The organism is Caballeronia sp. GAFFF2, from assembly GCF_023631485.1.
Lineage (GTDB): Bacteria > Pseudomonadota > Gammaproteobacteria > Burkholderiales > Burkholderiaceae > Caballeronia.
Genome location: NZ_JALQDA010000027.1, coordinates 23,634 through 42,222 on the forward strand (window position 1 = coordinate 23,634; position 18,589 = coordinate 42,222).

At 62.8% G+C, this 18,589-nt stretch carries 14 protein-coding genes and 1 pseudogene; 8 read left to right on the plus strand and 7 right to left on the minus strand.

The window, feature by feature from the left end; all coding sequences use genetic code 11:
* Positions 1–48 precede the first annotated feature (48 nt).
* Positions 49–942, minus strand: coding sequence for a LysR family transcriptional regulator (locus NCT04_RS16560; RefSeq protein ID WP_250466591.1), 894 nt, complete (start codon positions 940–942; stop codon positions 49–51).
* Between the two features lie 129 nt (positions 943–1,071).
* Here NCT04_RS16560 and NCT04_RS16565 point away from each other — a divergent pair, with 129 nt between their 5' ends.
* Positions 1,072–1,815 carry an SDR family oxidoreductase gene (locus tag NCT04_RS16565; protein ID WP_250466592.1) on the plus strand — a complete coding sequence of 248 codons (744 nt, stop codon included), beginning with the start codon at positions 1,072–1,074 and terminating at the stop codon, positions 1,813–1,815.
* Between the two features lie 45 nt (positions 1,816–1,860).
* Here NCT04_RS16565 and NCT04_RS16570 read toward each other — a convergent pair whose 3' ends face one another.
* Positions 1,861–3,441: a 3'-5' exonuclease family protein gene (locus tag NCT04_RS16570; protein WP_244828699.1), complete on the minus strand. Its 1,581-nt coding sequence runs from the start codon at positions 3,439–3,441 to the stop codon at positions 1,861–1,863.
* A gap of 179 nt (positions 3,442–3,620) precedes the next feature.
* Here NCT04_RS16570 and NCT04_RS16575 point away from each other — a divergent pair, with 179 nt between their 5' ends.
* On the plus strand, positions 3,621–4,490 hold the full coding sequence (locus NCT04_RS16575) for a proteasome-type protease (RefSeq protein ID WP_244828698.1): 870 nt from the start codon (positions 3,621–3,623) through the stop codon (positions 4,488–4,490).
* Positions 4,491–4,505: 15 nt separating this feature from the next.
* On the opposite strand, the gene NCT04_RS16580 is transcribed toward NCT04_RS16575, so the two are convergent.
* The 3 genes from NCT04_RS16580 to NCT04_RS16590 all read right to left on the minus strand — a co-directional run bounded on the left by NCT04_RS16580 (position 4,506) and on the right by NCT04_RS16590 (position 8,571).
* Complete coding sequence (locus NCT04_RS16580; protein WP_250466594.1) at positions 4,506–5,471, minus strand: glycerophosphodiester phosphodiesterase family protein; 966 nt, start codon at positions 5,469–5,471, stop codon at positions 4,506–4,508.
* A gap of 219 nt (positions 5,472–5,690) precedes the next feature.
* Complete coding sequence (locus NCT04_RS16585; RefSeq protein WP_244828696.1) at positions 5,691–6,860, minus strand: porin; 1,170 nt, start codon at positions 6,858–6,860, stop codon at positions 5,691–5,693.
* Positions 6,861–7,203: 343 nt separating this feature from the next.
* Complete coding sequence (locus tag NCT04_RS16590; protein ID WP_250466595.1) at positions 7,204–8,571, minus strand: YihY/virulence factor BrkB family protein; 1,368 nt, start codon at positions 8,569–8,571, stop codon at positions 7,204–7,206.
* Positions 8,572–8,808: 237 nt separating this feature from the next.
* Between NCT04_RS16590 and fdnG the strand changes: the two genes are divergently transcribed.
* From fdnG to NCT04_RS16605, 3 genes are read left to right on the plus strand one after another with little or no spacing between them, the layout of a single operon-like run.
* Complete coding sequence (gene fdnG, locus NCT04_RS16595; RefSeq protein WP_250466597.1) at positions 8,809–11,886, plus strand: formate dehydrogenase-N subunit alpha; 3,078 nt, start codon at positions 8,809–8,811, stop codon at positions 11,884–11,886.
* Between the two features lie 10 nt (positions 11,887–11,896).
* Entirely contained in the window at positions 11,897–12,829 is a 933-nt protein-coding gene (gene fdxH / locus NCT04_RS16600; RefSeq protein ID WP_244828693.1) for a formate dehydrogenase subunit beta, read from the plus strand.
* Positions 12,816–13,466 carry a formate dehydrogenase subunit gamma gene (locus NCT04_RS16605; protein ID WP_244828692.1) on the plus strand — a complete coding sequence of 217 codons (651 nt, stop codon included), beginning with the start codon at positions 12,816–12,818 and terminating at the stop codon, positions 13,464–13,466. The genes fdxH and NCT04_RS16605 overlap by 14 nt, the downstream gene beginning before the upstream one ends.
* A 12-nt stretch (positions 13,467–13,478) precedes the next feature.
* Here the strand turns inward: NCT04_RS16605 and NCT04_RS16610 are convergent.
* Both NCT04_RS16610 and NCT04_RS16615 read right to left on the minus strand, forming a co-directional pair.
* A pseudogene (locus tag NCT04_RS16610) lies at positions 13,479–13,826 on the minus strand (type II toxin-antitoxin system ChpB family toxin).
* Positions 13,820–14,071 carry an AbrB/MazE/SpoVT family DNA-binding domain-containing protein gene (locus NCT04_RS16615; protein WP_250466598.1) on the minus strand — a complete coding sequence of 84 codons (252 nt, stop codon included), beginning with the start codon at positions 14,069–14,071 and terminating at the stop codon, positions 13,820–13,822. Before NCT04_RS16615 ends, NCT04_RS16610 begins: the two are co-directional and overlap by 7 nt.
* A 118-nt stretch (positions 14,072–14,189) precedes the next feature.
* Between NCT04_RS16615 and fdhE the strand changes: the two genes are divergently transcribed.
* From fdhE to selB, 3 genes are read left to right on the plus strand one after another with little or no spacing between them, the layout of a single operon-like run.
* Positions 14,190–15,167: a formate dehydrogenase accessory protein FdhE gene (fdhE, locus tag NCT04_RS16620; protein ID WP_250466599.1), complete on the plus strand. Its 978-nt coding sequence runs from the start codon at positions 14,190–14,192 to the stop codon at positions 15,165–15,167.
* Positions 15,168–15,185: 18 nt separating this feature from the next.
* On the plus strand, positions 15,186–16,637 hold the full coding sequence (gene selA, locus NCT04_RS16625) for an L-seryl-tRNA(Sec) selenium transferase (protein WP_250466601.1): 1,452 nt from the start codon (positions 15,186–15,188) through the stop codon (positions 16,635–16,637).
* Entirely contained in the window at positions 16,634–18,547 is a 1,914-nt protein-coding gene (gene selB / locus NCT04_RS16630; protein WP_250466602.1) for a selenocysteine-specific translation elongation factor, read from the plus strand. Before selA ends, selB begins: the two co-directional genes overlap by 4 nt.
* Positions 18,548–18,589: the final 42 nt, after the last annotated feature.

The window sequence follows — 18,589 nt, forward strand, 5'->3', positions numbered from 1 at the left end:
GGCCAGCGTTCCTTTTAATCGAGGACGTTGGCCTCTCGTGCTTTGATTTCAAACGTCGGCTTTCGCAAAGATATCGCTCAACCAGTCCACGAAAACCCGTACGCGCGCTGAAAGCTGCCGCGCATGCGGATAAAGCAGCGATACCGGCATGGGCGGAACAATCAAATCAGGTAACACGCATTGCAGCCTGCCATCGGCGAGTTCGCTTTCTATGCGATAACGCGGCACTTGCACAATACCGAGTCCCGCGAGCGCAGCTTGCGTATATAGCTCGACGCCGGTAACGGAAATCGCGCCCGGCAGTTCTATGCTTTGCACGCCGTCGGCCATTTCGAATTCAAGGGCAACATTGCGCCCGCTTGCACTCGATACATAATTCACCGCGCGATGCGCCGCAAGCGAATCGATATCTTCAGGCGTGCCCATTCGCGCGAGATAAGTGGGACTCGCCACCGTCACTTGTTCGAGCGTGGCGACGCGTTTTGCGATCATCGACGAGTCCTGCAGGGTGCCCGCGCGCAACACGCAATCCACGCCTTCACGCACGAGATCGACGAAGCGGTCGTCTTCGCCTACATGCAGTTCGATCTGCGGATAGCGTTCGAGAAACGCCGGCAACCCAGGCACGATGAAATGGCGTGCAAGCGTTCCTTGCAGGTTGACGCGCAGCAAGCCCTTCGGCTCCGCATGCCTGAACGAACCTTCCGCTTCCTCCATGTCCGCGATGAGCCGCACGCAACGGCGATAATGCGCGTCGCCATCGGGCGTGAGGCGTACGGTGCGTGTCGTGCGTTCGAGCAGGCGCGCACCGAGCCGTTCTTCCAGGCGCTTCATCAGATTGGTGACGGTTGCGCGCGGCATCTGCAAGTCGTCGGCGGCTTGCGTGAAGCTGTGGCGCTCGGCAATGCGCACGAACACCTGCATTTCCTGAAAGCGGTCCATGTCGGCTGAAGTTCGAGGTCTGAGATTGTTGAGGCAACTGGAACGATGATACTAATCCGCAAGCGATGATCGCGAAAACGAAATGATCCATCATGGCGCTCATCGATTAACGAACATGAGGAGCAAACCATGAATCAATCGCACGCGAACAAGGTTGCCATCGTCACGGGCGCATCGCGCGGAATTGGCGCGCAGATTGCGAGACGTCTCGCGGAGGAAGGTTTTGCGGTAGCGGTGAACTATGCATCGAGCGCGAAGGAAGCGGACGCGCTCGTCGCGGAACTGGAAGCCGCGGGAAGCCGCGCGCTCGCGGTAAAGGCGGACGTGGCTAGCGCCGACGACGTGCGACGCATGTTCGATGCGGTCGAAGCGCAACTCGGCCCCGTCGATGCGCTCATCAACAACGCAGGCGTGCTCAAGGCCACGCCGCTCGCCGACACGAGCGACGCGCTCTACGACCAGACTTTCAACATCAATGTGCGCGGCACGTTCAACACGCTGCGCGAGGCGGCGAAGCGTTTGAACGAAGGCGGGCGTATCGTCAATTTTTCGAGCACGACGCTCGCGCTCAACATGCCGGGATACGCCATTTACAACGCCACGAAAGCGGCCGTCGAAGCGTTCACGCATGTCTTCGCGAAGGAGTTGCGCGGACGAAGCATTACCGTGAATGCGGTGGCGCCGGGGCCGGTTGCGACTTCGCTCTTTCTCGATGGCAAGACCGACGAACAGATCGCGAACTTTTCGAAGATGCCGCCGCTTGAGCGGCTCGGCCAGCCGGAAGATATCGCGTCGGTGGTTGCGTTTCTCGTCGGCAAGGATGCGGGATGGGTCAACGCGCAAGTATTGCGGGCGAACGGCGGGTTGGCTTGAGTTGGGCGCTCGATCGCGCCGTGTCGTTAGGGCGCCGTCTTCGCGTCAGAAACTCAATGCGAATTGATCTTCGACGTAACGCGTCTTCATGCGCTTCGTCTTCGTTTGGGTCGGCGCCGGCGTCTTCATCGGCGCCGCCACGATTTGCGCGATCTGCGCGACGAGACTGAACGCAGGTCGCGCATCGCACGCGATCCATTCGAACTGACCGGCCGACAGGCGTTTCGCGATCAGCGCGTACACATCCGGGTCGAACGGACGTATCTCCGGCGCACTGGCAAGCAACGATGCAATTTCATCGCGCGCGGCGCATGTGCCGAGATAGCACCATCGATCGATGACATGCCACGCCTCGCGATTCGTCGATGCATCGCGTTCGCTGATCGCGATGGCGCCTTCATGCGGCCAGCGCACGAGGCGCGCATTGCCGAGCGCTTCGAGCGCACGCGCCGCATGGTCCGCGAACGGCTCCGCGCCCGCGCATGAACCGAGACAGCGCTTCACCTGATAGCCGAAGCAACCGCGCGCCGGTCCCGCTTTTTCCAGGCCGAGCGTGGCGTGGCAGAGTCGATGTTCATCGGCGAGATGGCGCAGATACGCATGCGCCTTCGCGCGCGATTCGAACACGCCGAAGAGATGCGCCTCGCGCGACAGATCGCGCTTGCTCGCGCGCAGCAGCACGGGCGCAGGCGCGCCCGGCAGCCATTGCCACGCGCACGCCGCCGACGCGCGCTTGAGCAGCCGGTTATGCAGCGGCTGCAAGTCCTTCACGAGCTTCGCTTCGAGCAACAGCGCGCCGAGTTCGCCCACGGTCTCGCGGTATTCGATTTTGCGGATGGCCTGCGATATCGACAAATCCTTCGCCAACCGATGATCCCCCGCGAAATGCGCGCTCACACGCTGCTTCAGATTCACGCTCTTGCCGACGTAGAGCGTAATGTCGTCCGCGCCGTGGAAGAGATAGACGCCGGGCGTGGCAGGCAACGCGTCGAGCGCGCCCTCGGGCAACGCGGCGGGCAGACTCGCGCGCCTGACGAGCGCTTTCACGGCGGCATCGACGAGTTCTTGCGAATAGAGCGCGTGAATCTTTTGCCAGAACTGCCAGAGGAGGTCGGCATCGGCGAGCGCGCGGTGGCGTCCTTCAGGCGCGAGATTGAAGCGCGCGATGAGCGCATCGAGCCCATGACGTTCGACCGATGGAAAGAGCGAGCGCGACAAGCGCACCGTGCACAGCGTATCCGCGCGAAACGCAATGCCCGCGCGACGGAACTCGTTCTTGAGGAAGCCGTAGTCGAAGCGCGCGTTATGCGCGACGAAAAGCTTGCCCTGGAGACGCTCGGCAAGCGCCTGCGCGAGCGATTCGAAAGTGGGCTGACCGCGCACCATGCTGTCCTCGATGCCCGTCAGACGCGAGATGAACGGGGGCACCGGCATGCCCGGATCGACGAGCACGCTATAGCGTTCGATGCCCGCCTTGCTCACTTCTATGACGCCGATTTCGGTGATGCGATCCACCGTCGGATTGCTGCCGGTGGTTTCCAGGTCGACGAACACGATGGGACGCGCGAGGCCTGCGAGCAGCGTGTCCGCTGCGAATTCATCGAGGTCGTCCGTGAGATCGTGCATGAATAAGGTGCTGGAAGTGCGCGCTGGTGACGCTCTCAAGCAGCGCGGATAAGTGCCGTTAATCAGTTTAATGCCTTTACTGCCGCATTTATGCGATTCAGCGAAAAAACGCAGCGCGAATGCGATGCGCGGGCAGCGTCAGTACAATAGCGTTTTGTTTGGCTTCAGGATTGATCGACATGACTTATTGCGTGGGTATGTGTGTGGACGAGGGCCTCGTGTTCCTTTCCGACACGCGCACGAATGCCGGTGTGGACCACGTAAGCGCCGCCCGCAAAATGACTGTTTTCGAACAGCCGGGAGACCGGGTGATCGTGCTGCTCGCGGCCGGTAACCTCGCGCTCACGCAAGCGGTGACGCACATGCTCGCCGAACCCGCGGACCCGGACGCGCCCACGCTTTATAGCGTCGCCACCATGGCGGAAGCCGCGCGCATCGTCGGCGACGCGGTGCGCGAAGTGCATCGGCGCGACGCGCTTTCGCTCGCGGAATTCAGCGTCGATTTCAACTGCAGCTTCATTCTCGGCGGTCAGATACACGGCCAGCCGCCGCGCCTTTTCATGGTTTATGCAGCGGGTAACTTCATAGAATCGACGCGCGTTTCGCCTTATTTTCAGATTGGCGAGTCGAAATACGGCAAGCCGATCATCGACCGCGTCATTACGCCGTCCACGGATCTCGACGAAGTCGCGAAATGCGCGCTTATCTCCATGGATTCGACGCTGCGTTCGAATCTCTCGGTGGGCTTGCCGCTCGACTTGCTGGTCTACGAGAAAGACGCGTTGCGCGTGACGCGTTTCGCCTCGCTCGACAACGACAGCGCGTATTACCAGATGATCCACCGCACGTGGGGCGAGCGCCTGCGGCAGATTTTCGGCGAGATTCCGAACCCTTCGTGGACCGATCTGGCCAACGTGCCGCTGCGTCCGCGCGAGTCGCGCACGATCGTGCCGCGGCTTGTCATCGGCGATCTGCCAAGTTCTGGTGAAGCGCCGGCGCAGACGCTCGCCGAGGACGTGGATTCAAACGGCAACGCGCCGCAGCAGTAGACCTTCAAGAATCCTTCAGGGCGCGTTTGCAGGGCACTGGAGCGGCTCGGCGAGGCTTGTCTTGCTCGCGTATGCCCGGCGCGGCGAATCGGCCAGCACGGCGTCCATTCCAAGACACGCGGCGGCGCGATAATCCTCCGCCTGGTCGACCCCGATCGCCAGAATCCGCACGTTGCCGTTCGTCTTGAAGCAACTGACCGCCTGCGGCGTCCAGAGTCGCGCATCCACGGCGGAGCGCGCTTCGCCAAGCGTGAACGTCTCGACCAGTTCCATCTTTCTCCTGTATTCGAACGCCGTCCATGTGCCTTCGGGCGGCGGCTTTCGGCACTCGTGCTCCAGCGCGACTTGCGCCAGGCGCTCACGCGTCGCATCGCGCGATTCGAAAAGACGCGCTTCGCGATAAGGCGCAAACGCCGCCTGGTAGGCGGCATCCGTCGAATAGATCAGCACGCGCGGCCACGCGCTTTCCTCGCTCAGCACGCGGGCGACGGCGCTTGCCTGCGTTTCGGCGGGCAGCGCTTTCATGTCGAGTATGACCGTCGTGGACGATGGAATGGCCCGCAATGCCTCGGCGAGCGAGGGAATAGGCAACGGCCGCGCGCGATACGGATACTGCTTCTCGCCGTTCGCATCCGTCTGCGTGAAGTTCCAGCCCGCGTTCAGGCTTCGCAACGCGGCGAATTCGTGGCTGGCGACCGTGCCCGTACCATTTGTGTTTGCGGAGAGATCGGCCGGACGATAGAGCACCGGGACGCCATCGCGCGTGAGTTGCACGGTGAGCCAGATCGCATCCGCGTGATTCGCGAGCGCGGTCTCAATGGCGAGCAGGGTGTTTTCAGGCGCGTCCGCCGCGCCGCCGCGATGCGCGACGATCATTGGCAAAGCGTTGCCGGATGCGGCTGGCACAGGCGCGAAACGGCAGGCCCCGAGCAAGATGAGCCAAGCGAAACACGAGACAGCGGCGAGTTGGCGCGACAGCATGAACGAATCCCCCCGGATGCTTGGTTATCCGAACGATTGTGCTTTATGCGCGCGTGTCGATGAAGCCCGTCGGCACAATTTGTTGCGGTTCACGCTGGCTCGATGTGTGGGGCAAAGGCTTTGCACAAGAAAAAACAGCCACCGGAAAACCGGTGGCTGTCGAGGTGTGCTGCTCTATCGTGTGGCGCGGTACTCGCGTACCGGGCCATCCGCTTGTTCTTAGAACTTGTGACGCACGCCGATGATGACGATTTCTTGATGGCTGCTGCCGCTGTCGTAGCCGTAGGAACCGATCGAGGCTTGCGCCGAGTTGATGCCGCCCGTCGTGCCGTCGCGCTGATCGCCGCTTGCGTGCTGGTAAGCCGCAACTGCGTAGAAGTCCGTGCGCTTCGACAGCGAGTAGTCCGCACCCAGGCTGGCCTGGTGGTACTTGGCCGACGTGTCGCCGCCCGACTTTGTGTAGGTGTAGCCCACGCCGAGCAGCAGCGCCGGGGTTGCCTGGAAGTTCACGAAACCGTTGCCGACGTTGAAGTGTTCCGAGCCGAAGCGCGAACCACCGTCTGCCTTGAACTGTGCATTGCTGTACGAACCGCCGACCGTGAACGCGCCGATCGTGTACTGAACCGCGCCGCGAGCGATGCCGATTGCGTGCGCCGATGCGTATGCGTTGTTGATCGGGCCGTCGAACAGTGCGTCCGACGTCGTGCTGTTCCACGTGCTTGCGCCCGTCGGCGGAATGCGGCCGGCGTTCGGGTTGTTAGCGTAGAAGTAGCCGCCGGCGACTGCCAGGGGGCCGTTGTTATACGTTGCAGCGCCCGACCAGGTTTGACCTTGGCCCGTTGCGCCTGCCAGACCCGAGAAGCCGTACAGGCCTTCGACCTGGAAGCCCGCGTAGTTCGGCGAAACGTACTTGACGGCGTTGCTCACGCGCAGCGAGTTGTCGTAGTTGTCGACGTCGCCCGGCGTTGCGAAGATTGCGCCCCAGTAGTTGTCGGCCGTGATGCCTTGGACCATGTCAACCAGCGGATCGTATTGGCGACCCAGGGTGACCGTACCCCACTGATTGCCCGACAAACCGACGAATGCTTGACGACCGAACTCGCGGCCACCTTGGCCGAGACGGCCGGTGCCGATGTCAAAGCCGCTTTCCAACTGGAAAATTGCCTTCAGACCGCCGCCCAGATCTTCTTGACCCTTCAGGCCCCAGCGATCGCCGGACAGATTGCCGTTGATCATGCCGTACAGGTGGTCGCCATTTGCGTTGGCGTTGCTCACATAACCGAGACCAGCGTCGATCACGCCATACAGCGTCACGCTCGTTTGTGCCTGTGCCGCGCCAGCTGCGCCGAGCAGCGCCAGCGAGAGGGACGTCAGTGCGAATCGTTTCATCGAATTCTCCACGCGATTGTTAAATATCGTTGTTGCCGGCGCAGAGAATAACGCAACGTTTCGAATCTTAAGAAACGAAAAAAATTTACTGTCTCGTAAAAGACACAGTTGCTAACGTGGTCTCAAAAAGAAGGATTTCTGTTTGTTTTGAACGGGTTGCGGGTGACAGGCTAACTTGAAATAAGTTCCGCGCTCAATTCTAGGATATTCCGATGGCGCGCGATTACCATCAATCCGATTAACAAACAGCAGCCGTGAGCGGGTATTTTCCTTTCACCAAGGCAACAAAAAACGCCGCGCTCTAGAGGCGCGGCGTTCGTGGAAGGCGAAAAGGAAATGCGGATCAGCTTTGCAGGTCGTCGTTTTCCCGAGGCGCGGAGCCGCGGCGTGTGAGCAACGCGACTGCCATTCCCGCGCTTGCCGCGAACAACACCGAGCGCCACGGGTGCCGCTTCACTGCGGCATTGGCGGTCGATGCCTTGCGACCCGCACCCAGCATGGCCATCGCCGTGGCGCGCGTCGCGGTGCTCTCGACGCGCGCGATCTTGCGCGATATCTCCAGCGCCTTCGCCACCGCCGATACCTTCTTGCGCGCCTGTCCCGTCAACAACTGTGTGTGTTGAGCGCGCGCGCCGATGGCACGCCGAGCGCTCGCGGGCACGGGCGCATCGATCCGAGCGCTGGCGGGCGATACGACTGGCGCTGCGTTCGATGCCCCCGTCGTCGCCGCCGATGCGGATGCCGCCGCGGGCATGCCCGTGCGCGTGGAAGCCGCGAGCATCGAACCGATCTTGGCGCGGCTGCCCGGCGGCACGCGTCCCATGTTTTGCTGGCCCCACGCGCCGCGCGGATCGTGCAGACGCGCGCGGGCCGCCGAGAACTCCGCGCCGAGCAACAACACGGCCGCCGAAAAATACAGCCACATGAGCAGAACCGCGAGCGATCCGGCCGCGCCGAACGCGCTGGCCGTGCCTGCGTGCGTCAAATAGAGCGCGAACAGTTTCTTGCCCGCCGAGAACAACAGCGCCGCGACAAGCCCGCCGACGAGCGCGTCGCGCCACTGCACGGGGGCATCGGGGAGAAATTTGAGCAGCGCGCCGAACGCAACGGTCAGAATGGCGAGACCGGCGACCAATTGAACGATATCGCCGATGATCACGAACGGCGAGTCGCCCCAGAGCCACATGCCGACGGCCTGGATCGCGGTGTCCAGCACCAGCGAGACGATCAGGAGAAACGCCACGCCGAGCACGAGTCCAAACGAGATGAGCCGCACGCGCACCATCGCAAAGACGCTCGAGCGCTGATCGCCCGTGAGCGGCCACACAAGATTGAGCGCCGTATTGAGCGATGAAAACGTCGCCGACGCACCGATCGCGAGCAGCGCGAACGAGATGACCGCCGCGATGCCCGTCCCGCCGCTGCGATGCGCATTCTCGACAATACTCTGCACGCCCGCCGCGCCCTGATCGCCGAGCAGCCCGTTGACCTGATGAAAGAGCTGACCGCGCGCGGCTTCGGCGCCAAACACCCAACCGGCCACGGCGATCACCATGACGAGCGTCGGCGCGAGCGAAAACGCAGAATAGAAGGCGATACTCGCGGCCATCGCGGCGCAGCGATCCTCCGAAAATTTCTTGAGCGCGCCGAGCACCCAGGAGGCGTCCTTTTTGACGACGGCTTCGATCTTCTGTGTGGATACGGAACTCATGGCGGACCTCTGGATACGATGAACGGACTGACCAAACTCGAACGAAGTAGAGCAGGAACTATTCCAGTCCAACCGTAAGTCGACGTGACTGGGTGCAACGTTTGGCTCTTGAGCGCGCGTCGGCGCAATGCCACAACGAGGCTTCGCATCGAGTCGAAAGTGCCGTGTTCGCCAGCGAAATAAGACAGCGCGCCCTATAATTTCGCCACCCACATTACAAAACGCCGAGGCACTAAAATGCTGCAAATGTCACGGCGACAGTTCCTGAAGGTCTCAGCGAGCACGCTCGCCGGATCGAGCCTGGCGGCGCTAGGCTTCTCTCCGGCACCTGCGCTCGCCGAAGTTCGTCAGTACAAGCTGTCGCGTACCACGGAAACGCGTAATACCTGCCCGTACTGCTCAGTCGGATGCGGCATCCTCATGTACGGCCTCGGCGACAACGCCAAGAATGCGAAGGCCAGCATCATCCATATCGAAGGCGACCCCGACCATCCCGTCAATCGCGGCACCCTGTGCCCGAAGGGTGCATCGCTCATCGACTTCATTCATAGCCCCAGCCGCCTCATGCATCCCGAGTATCGCGCGCCGGGATCGGACGAATGGAAGCGCATCTCGTGGGAAGACGCGCTCGACCGTATCGCCAAACTGATGAAGGAAGATCGCGACGCGAATTTCATCGAGACCACGGCGGACGGCAAGAAGGTGAATCGCTGGCTGACCACGGGCATGCTCGCGGCGTCGGCGGGCAGCAACGAAGTCGGCTATCTGACGCATAAAACTGCCCGCAGCCTGGGCATGCTCGCATTCGACAATCAGGCGCGTGTCTGACATGGCCCGACGGTGGCAGGTCTTGCCCCGACGTTTGGCCGTGGAGCGATGACGAACCATTGGGTCGACATCAAGAACGCGGACGTGATTCTGGTAATGGGCGGCAACGCAGCCGAGGCGCATCCGTGCGGTTTCAAGTGGGTGACCGAGGCGAAGGCGCATCGCAAGACGCGTCTCATCGTGGTCGATCCGCGCTTTACGCGCACCGCATCGGTGGCGGATTTCTATGCGCCGATTCGCACGGGAAGCGACATCGCGTTCCTGGGCGGCATCATCAATTACCTGCTCACCAACGACAAGATTCAGCACGAGTACGTCCGCAACTACACGGACATGTCCTTTATCGTGCGCGAGGACTTCGCATTCAAGGACGGCGAGTTCTCGGGCTATAACGCCGAGAAGCGCAACTACGACAAGTCGAGCTGGGACTATGAACGCGGCGACGATGGCTTCGTCAAGGTCGATCCGACCTTGCAGCATCCGCGCTGTGTCTACAACCTGCTCAAGCAGCATTTCTCGACCTATACGCCCGAGATGGTGACGAAGGTCTGCGGCACGCCGACCGACAAGTTCCTCAAGGTCTGCGAGATGCTTGCCACGACCGCCGCGCCGAATCGCGCGGGAACCATTCTGTATGCGCTCGGCTGGACGCATCACTCGGTCGGCGCGCAGATGATCCGCACCGGTGCGATGGTGCAACTTCTGCTTGGCAACATCGGCATGGCGGGCGGCGGCATGAACGCGCTGCGCGGGCACTCGAACATTCAAGGCCTGACCGATCTCGGCCTGATGTCGAATCTGCTGCCCGGCTATATGACCTTGCCGATGGAAGGCGAGCAGGACTTCGACGAGTTCATCAAGAAGCGCGCGACGCAGCCTTTGCGGCCGAATCAGTTGAGCTACTGGAAGAACTATCGCGCGTTCCATGTGAGCTTCATGAAGTCATGGTGGGGCGACAACGCGACCGCCGAGAACAACTTCGGCTTCGACTATCTGCCGAAGCTCGACAAGTCTTACGACATGCTCCAGGTGTTCGAGCTGATGGCGCAGGGCAAGATGAACGGCTATATCGCGCAGGGTTTCAACCCGCTCGCGGCCGCGCCGAACAAGGCGAAGATCGGGCTCGGACTGTCGAAGCTGAAGTGGCTCGTCATCATGGACCCGCTCGCCACCGAGACTTCCGAGTTCTGGAAGAACCACGGCGAGTTCAACGATGTCGACGCCTCGAAGATTCAGACTGAAGTCTTCCGTCTGCCGACCACGTGTTTCGCGGAAGAGCGCGGCTCGCTCGTGAGTTCGAGCCGCGTGCTGCAATGGCATTGGCAGGGCGCGGTCGCTCCGGGCGAAGCGAAGAGCGACCTGGAGATCATGTCGGGGCTGTGGCTGCGCATTCGGCAGGCCTATAAGGAGAAGGGCGGCAAGTATCCCGATCCTATCCTCAATATGACCTGGCCTTACGCGGACCCGGAAAGTCCGACGCCCGAAGAGATCGCGATGGAGTTCAACGGCCGCGCGCTCGCGGATGTCGCCGATCCCACCGACAAGACGAAGGTGCTGGCGAAGAAGGGCGAGCAGTTGTCGAGCTTCGCGCTTTTGCGTGACGATGGCTCGACGGCGAGCGGTTGCTGGATCTTCTGCGGATCGTGGACGCAAGCGGGCAATCAGATGGGCCGGCGCGACAACTCGGACCCGACGGGCATCGGTCAAACGCTCGGCTGGGCGTGGGCGTGGCCGGCGAATCGCCGTGTGCTCTACAACCGCGCGTCATGCGATGTGAGCGGCAAGCCTTTCGACCCGACGCGCAAGCTGATCGCATGGAACGGCAAGGCGTGGACCGGACCGGACATTCCCGACTTCAAGGCCGACGAGCCCCCGGAGAACGGCATGAATCCGTTCATCATGAATCCGGAGGGCGTGGCGCGTTTCTTCGCGCGCGACGGCATGAACGAAGGACCGTTCCCGGTGCATTACGAACCGTTCGAGACGCCGCTCGGCTATAACCCGTTCTTCCCGGACAACAAGGCCGTGGTGAGCAATCCAGCCGCGCGCATCTTCCCGGATGACCGCGCGGCGCTCGGCACCGCCGACAAGTTCCCGGACACGGCAACGACCTATCGCCTGACCGAGCACTTCCACTACTGGACCAAGCACGCGCGACTCAACGCCATCGTGCAGCCGCAGCAGTTCGTGGAAATCGGCGAGGAACACGCAAAGGAAGTGGGCGTCGTGGCGGGCGAGCGCGTGAAGGTATCGAGCAATCGCGGGCATATCGTCGCGGTGGCGCTCGTCACCAAGCGCATCAAGCCATTGAACGTGGAGGGCAAGAAGGTGCATACCGTCGGCCTGCCGCTGCATTGGGGCTTCAAAGGCCTCACGCAGCCGGGCTATCTCGTCAACACACTGACGCCTTCCGTGGGCGACGGGAACTCGCAGACACCGGAGTTCAAGTCGTTCCTCGTGAAGGTCGAAAAGGCCGAGAAGGCTTAAAGGAGACGAGATGGCTCTGCAATCGCTCGACATCAAGCGCCTCTCGGCCACCACCACGCCGCCGCCGCAAGTTCGCGAGCCGGTGACGGGGACGGTCGCGAAGCTCATCGACGTATCGAAGTGCATCGGCTGCAAGGCATGTCAGACGGCGTGCATGGAGTGGAACGACCTGCGCGACGACGTCGGTCATACGACCGGCGTCTACGACAACCCGCGTGATCTCACCGAACATTCGTGGACGGTGATGCGCTTTACGGAGTACGAGAACCCGAAGGGCGACCTCGAGTGGCTGATCCGCAAGGACGGCTGCATGCATTGCGAGGATCCGGGGTGTCTCAAGGCGTGTCCGTCGCCGGGCGCGATCGTGCAGTACACCAATGGCATCGTGGATTTTCACGAGGAAAACTGCATTGGCTGCGGATACTGCGTCACGGGCTGCCCGTTCAACATTCCGCGTATTTCGAAGGAAGATCATCGCGCGTACAAGTGCACGCTCTGTTCGGACCGCGTCGCGGTCGGGCAGGAGCCGGCGTGCGTGAAGACGTGTCCGACGGGCGCGATCATGTTTGGCACCAAGGTGGACATGATCACGCAAGCGGAGGATCGCATCGAAGACCTGAAGGAGCGCGGTTTCGAAAACGCGGGTCTTTACAACCCGGCGGGCGTGGGCGGCACGCATGTGATGTACGTGCTGCATCACGCGGATCAGCCGCAGCTTTATCACGGGCTCGCGAAAGACCCGCACATCAGTCCGCTGGTGTCGATCTGGAAAGGCGTGACCAAGCCGCTTGCAATGGCGGGTATCGCGCTGGCCGCGATCGCCGGGTTCTTCCACTACACGCGTGTCGGTCCGAACGAGGTGAGCGCGGAAGAAGAAGCCGAAGCACAGCACGAAGCCGAAGAGGCGTTTCAGCAAAGGGAGCGTTCGAATGAAACACGATAGCGAACTGCGCGACGTGAAGGGCAACCGCCTGATCGTCCGTTACACGCCGAACGAGCGCAGCAATCACTGGATCACCGCGATCACGTTCGTCTTGCTGGCGCTCTCCGGTCTCGCGATGTTTCATCCGTCGATGGCCTGGCTCTACGCAATCTTCGGCGGCGGCCAGTGGACGCGCATTCTGCATCCGTTCGTCGGCTGCGTGATGTTCGTCTCGTTCATGATTCTTGCGCTGCGTTTCTGGCATCACAACTATCTGGACAAGGCCGACGTGCAGTGGATGAAGCAGATCGACGACGTGCTGGCGAATCGCGAAGACCGGCTGCCGGAGATCGGCAAGTACAACGCCGGGCAAAAGCTGCTGTTCTTCACGATGGCCGCTTGCCTGCCGCTTCTGCTGTTGAGCGGCATCGTGATTTGGCGGCGCTACTTCTCGTTCTACTTTCCCATCGAGATCATTCGCGTGGCGGCGGTCGTGCATGCGGCGGCGGCGTTCGTGCTGATCGTCGGGATCATCGTGCATATCTACGCGGCGATCTGGATCAAGGGTTCTGTCGGCGCGATGACACGCGGCACGGTCACTTATGGATGGGCCAGGAAGCACCATCCGCGGTGGTTCAAGGAGATCATCGGCAAGTAGGCCGAATGCGCGTCAGTCGAGAATGGCGTGACGGCGCGCTAGCGCGTCGTCCGTCACTTCGATTGGCGCGCGTTCCTCGACTCGCACCGCGCGCTTCGAGGTCTAACGTGCGGACCATGTTGACGAGCGCGACGCCTTGCGTCCTTGTGCCAAGCCCGGCGAGCGGGACTGCGAAACCGGCGTATCGCGCGAAGCCGCCGCTCTGCGTGACAGGCGCGACCAGTGCGGTCTCCAGCGCATTGAATGACGCAGCCGACAGCACGAGCCCGGGCCTGAAGTCGCTTTGTTGCTCATGGCCGATTGCCGGACTCAGGCCGACGTGCGCAATATCCCCGTGTCAAATTTGTTGCCTTTCACCATAGCTCACGTCCTACCGGTTTTAGATTGTTCCAGTCAGCCAATTCATCGGAGATAGGCGCCTTCGGGTCGCACTGCACCTGCAGTTCCTCGAGCGACAATTCGCGACGAGCCGGCATCGGCATGATTCCGTCCGGGCACACCTCGACATTGAATTTGTCGCCAAGGGTCCGTTTCATGCCTTTCAGCAGCGCGGCGGGCAACCGGACTGCGGCGCCATTTCCCTGCTTCCGTATTGAAAGTTCCATTTAAGTTTCCGTTTGCGTGAACTCATTTTTGTACCTCCGCGCGGAGCATGAGCATCCCTGAGCGCTCCGTTATAAGCTGTTATTCTTGATCCCGCCCCGACCTTCCTTAAGGAATCCCGTGGTCCAACGCATTCTCGAAGCCGCCAAGATCGAGTCTCTCGATCCTTCGGCCATTCCCCGTCTTCGCATGCCCGAACGCGGCACCGTGTTCGCCGCCCGCGCCGCGCGTCTGTTGCAACTCGCCGAAGCGAGCAATCCGATCGCGGGCTATCTGCGCCTCATGGCCGCGCTCGCCGATGCGCAGCAACGCATCCTTTCGACCTCCACCGCATTGATGCCCGCGCGCGAGTCGATCGAACGCAATCAGCAGCATTCGATGCCTATCGTCCCCGCGCTCACCGACGAGCGCGATCCCGCGTGGCGCGACGTGCTGTTCATGCTGCTCGACAGTATCGAAGCCGCGGGCGCGCTTACGCCGCCGCTCGCGCAACTCGTCGCGCGTCTGCGCACGACCGACGCCGCCACGCTCGACACGCAGGCCGACGCGATCATCGCGCTGCGCTTCGCGGAGATCGATCCGGCGGCGGCGCCATTCATCGTCGCCGCGCTGCAAGTGGTGTGGACCGATCTGGCCACGCGCATCGCCGTGTCGGATGTGCCTTATCTCGATGCGCCCGGCGTCTGCCCGCTCTGCGGCTCGATGCCGGTGGCGAGCATCGTGCGCGTCGGCGGCACGCATGATGGATATCGCTACGTGCAGTGCGGCTTGTGCTCGACCGAATGGCATGTCGTGCGCGCCAAATGCTCGAATTGCGACTCCACCAAGGGCATTGCGTATCACGCCATGGGCACGCCCACGGACGACGAAACCGAGGAACAACGCGCCGCCCGCGCGAAGCAGGCCGCGCTCAAGGCCGAGTCGTGCGACGAATGCGGCATCTACAGAAAGATCGGCTATCAAGACAAGGCCTACGACTTCGAGCCTTACGCCGACGATCTGGCAAGCCTCACGCTCGACCTTCTGATGGGCGACGCCGGTTTTCGCCGTGCGTCGCCGCATCCGTGGCTGTGGCCCGAACACGTCGATGAAGCATGAAGGGAAGAGGATAGAAGCGTGAGTAATGTCACCGGCAACAACGACAGCGAATTGCGCGCGCTGATGGCACGAGTGCCATCGGTGGAGCGCGTGCTGGCATCGGCGGCATTCGCGCCGGTCTTGGCCGCGCACGGACGCACGCAGACGCTCGCCGTGCTGCGCGCGTCGCTCGACGCATGGCGCGCCGAAGCGCAGGCGGGCCGCGCATCCGTCGAGGCACTGGCCGATGCGAGCCTCGCGGCAAGCGTCGGCGCGACGCTCGACAAGCGCGCGGAAAGCAGCGTGAAAAGCGTCTTCAATCTCACGGGCACGGTGCTGCACACGAACCTCGGCCGCGCGCTGTTGCCGGATGAAGCGCTGCGCGCCGTCGCCGAAGTCCTGTCGCGGCCGGCCAATCTCGAATTCGATCTCGCGACCGGCGCGCGCGGCGACCGCGATGACCTCATCAACGAACTCATCTGTGAACTGACGGGCGCCGAAGCCGCGACGGTCGTCAACAACAACGCGGCCGCCGTGCTGCTGACGCTGTCCGCGCTGGCCGCGCGTCGCGAAGTGATCGTGTCGCGCGGCGAGCTGGTCGAGATTGGCGGCGCGTTTCGCATTCCCGACATCATGAGCCGCGCGGGCGCGAAGTTGCGCGAAGTCGGCACGACCAACCGCACGCATCTGAAGGATTACGACGAAGCGATCAACGCCAGGACCGCGCTCCTGATGAAAGTGCATTGCAGCAACTACGCGGTCACGGGCTTCACCAAGGAAGTCACGCTCGCGGAACTCGCGCCGCTCGCGAGGACGCGCGGCTTGCCGGTTGTCGTGGATCTCGGCAGCGGCACGCTCGTCGATTTGGCGCAATGGGGCTTGCCGCGCGAGGCCACGGTTCGCGAGACGGTCGAGGCTGGCGCGCAACTCGTCACCTTCAGCGGCGACAAGCTGCTCGGCGGCCCGCAGGCGGGCCTGATCGTCGGTACGAAGGAACTGATCGCGAAGATCAAGAAGCATCCGCTCAAGCGTGCGCTGCGGGTCGGCAAGCTCACGCTCGCGGCGCTCGAAGCGGTGTTGCGGCTTTATCGCACGCCGGAGACGCTCGCCGAACGTCTCACCACCTTGCGCCTGCTGACGCGTCCAGCGGACGCCATGCGCCTTGCCGCCGAACGCATCCGGCCCGTGCTGCAGGCAATGACCGGTGCGGATTTCGTCGTCGCCACCGAGCCGATGTTCAGCCAGATCGGCAGCGGCGCGTTGCCGGTCGATGTCCTGCCGAGCTACGGCCTCGTCGTGCGGCTCACGAGCGGCAAGAAGGCGGGCGGCCAGTTGAATCGCATCGAGCGCAGACTGCGCGATCTGCCGCGCCCGGTCATCGGGCGCATTGCGGATAACGCGCTGTGGCTCGATCTGCGCTGTCTCGAAGCACAGGACGAAGCCGCGTTCATCGCCCAGTTGGAGATGCGGGCAACGGGCCGCAACGCATGATCGTCGGCACGGCGGGGCATATCGATCACGGCAAGACCACACTCGTGCGCGTGTTGTCGGGGGTGGATACGGATCGTCTGAAGGAAGAGAAGGCGCGTGGCATTTCCATCGAACTGGGTTATGCATACGTGCCGCTCGGCGATGGCGGCGTGCTCGGCTTCATCGACGTGCCGGGGCACGAAAAGCTCGTGCATACGATGGCTGCGGGCGCATGCGGCATCGACTTCGCGCTCGTGGTGATCGCCGCCGACGATGGCGTCATGCCGCAAACGCGCGAACATCTCGCGATTCTCCAGTTGCTCGGCGTGAAAGACGGCGCAGTGGCGGTGACGAAATCCGATCGTGTCGATGCCGCGCGCCTGAACGAAGTCCATGCCGAAATCGCCGCGCTTCTAGCCGGCACCGCTTTGCAACACGCACCGCTCTTTAACACCAACGCCACGCGCGATGACGACTCCGGCGTGGCCGCGCTGAACGCGCATCTGCACAATGTCGCCATGCACTGGCGCGCGCGCCGCGACGACGGCTTCTTTCGTTTGGCCGTGGACCGCGTGTTCACGCTCGCGGGCCAGGGCACGGTGGCGACCGGCACGGTGTTCGCGGGGCAGACGAAGGTCGGCGACACGCTGGCGCTCGCGCCGCGCGAGGGCGAAGCGCCGGTTCGTGTGCGCAGCATTCACGCGCAGAATCGCGCTTCGGAGACGGGGCGCGCGGGCGAGCGCTGCGCGCTCAATCTCGCGGGCATCGAGAAAGACGCGCTGTCGCGCGGCGACTGGATTCTCGATGCGCGTCTCGCGCGAGCGTCCGAGCGAATCGACGTCGAACTCACGCTTCTCGCCGATGCCTCGCCGGCGCTCACGCACTGGAGCCCGCTGCATGTACATCTGGGCACGATGCACCGCGTCGCGCACATCGCCTTGCTCGACGGCGAAACGCTCGCGGCCGGGCAGACGGCGCGCGTGCAACTCGTATTCGATAAGCCGGTTTGCGCGCTGCCGGGCGACCGCTTCATCGTTCGCAATGCGCAGGCAGATAAAACGGTAGGCGGCGGGCGTGTGCTCGACCCGTTTGCGCCCGCACGCAAGCGCCGCACGCCGCAGCGCCACGCGTGGCTCGATGCGCTCACCGCGATGCTCGACACCGGCGCCATCGACGAACTCTTCGCGCAGTCGCCGTATGGCTTGCCGCGCTCGCTCGTCGAGCATCTTGCAGGTCGAACGCTTGGATCGATGACCCAGCCCGACGGTCTGCGCAGCATACCCATTCACGACGATGCGCTCTTGATCAGCGTCGCGCGATGGGACGCGTTGCACGCGTGTCTGACGGATGCACTCGCCGCCTTCCACGAACGCTTTGCGGACGAGCAAGGCCCGGATACCGCGCGCCTGCGCCGCATGGCCGCGCCGCTCGCGCCCGAAGCGCTGTGGCGCGCGCTCATCGACGACGCCGTGACGCTAGGCACGATTGAGCGAAGCGGTCCGTGGCTGCATTTGCCATCGCATACGGTTACGCTCGATGCCGCCGAGGACGCGCTGGCCCGCGTCGTGCTCTCATCGATCGAGGAAGGCCGCTTCGACCCGCCGTGGGTCAGGGATTTGGCCACCACGCATGGCGTGCCCGAAGACGCGGTGCGGCGTCTGTTGCGCAAGCTCTCGCGCCGTGGCGATGTCTTTCAGGTGGTGCGCGACTTGTTTTACGGACGCGCGTCCATCGCAGCACTTGCACGGCTGGCTGCCGAACATGCAAATGCGAACGGTGCGATAGGCGCGGCCGCATTTCGCGATGCCAGCGCGCTCGGCCGCAAACGCGCGATCCAGGTTTTGGAGTTCTTCGACAGGGTTGGGTACACTCGGTTTCACCGCGACCTTCATCTGTTGCGAACCGACAGCCGCTGGCACGAATCCGTCTGACTATCGAACGTCGAGTTACGACGTGGAGACCTTCGCGGCGCA

Coding starts and splice junctions, on each gene's coding strand:
- fdxH (WP_244828693.1), top strand. CDS start 11,897: ATGGCTCTGCAATCGCTCGACATCAAGCGCCTCTCGGCCACCACCACG.
- selB (WP_250466602.1), top strand. CDS start 16,634: ATGATCGTCGGCACGGCGGGGCATATCGATCACGGCAAGACCACACTC.
- NCT04_RS16565 (WP_250466592.1), top strand. CDS start 1,072: ATGAATCAATCGCACGCGAACAAGGTTGCCATCGTCACGGGCGCATCG.
- NCT04_RS16605 (WP_244828692.1), top strand. CDS start 12,816: ATGAAACACGATAGCGAACTGCGCGACGTGAAGGGCAACCGCCTGATC.
- NCT04_RS16560 (WP_250466591.1), bottom strand. CDS start 942: ATGGACCGCTTTCAGGAAATGCAGGTGTTCGTGCGCATTGCCGAGCGC.
- NCT04_RS16615 (WP_250466598.1), bottom strand. CDS start 14,071: ATGGAACTTTCAATACGGAAGCAGGGAAATGGCGCCGCAGTCCGGTTG.
- NCT04_RS16570 (WP_244828699.1), bottom strand. CDS start 3,441: ATGCACGATCTCACGGACGACCTCGATGAATTCGCAGCGGACACGCTG.
- NCT04_RS16590 (WP_250466595.1), bottom strand. CDS start 8,571: ATGAGTTCCGTATCCACACAGAAGATCGAAGCCGTCGTCAAAAAGGAC.
- NCT04_RS16585 (WP_244828696.1), bottom strand. CDS start 6,860: ATGAAACGATTCGCACTGACGTCCCTCTCGCTGGCGCTGCTCGGCGCA.
- NCT04_RS16575 (WP_244828698.1), top strand. CDS start 3,621: ATGACTTATTGCGTGGGTATGTGTGTGGACGAGGGCCTCGTGTTCCTT.
- NCT04_RS16580 (WP_250466594.1), bottom strand. CDS start 5,471: ATGCTGTCGCGCCAACTCGCCGCTGTCTCGTGTTTCGCTTGGCTCATC.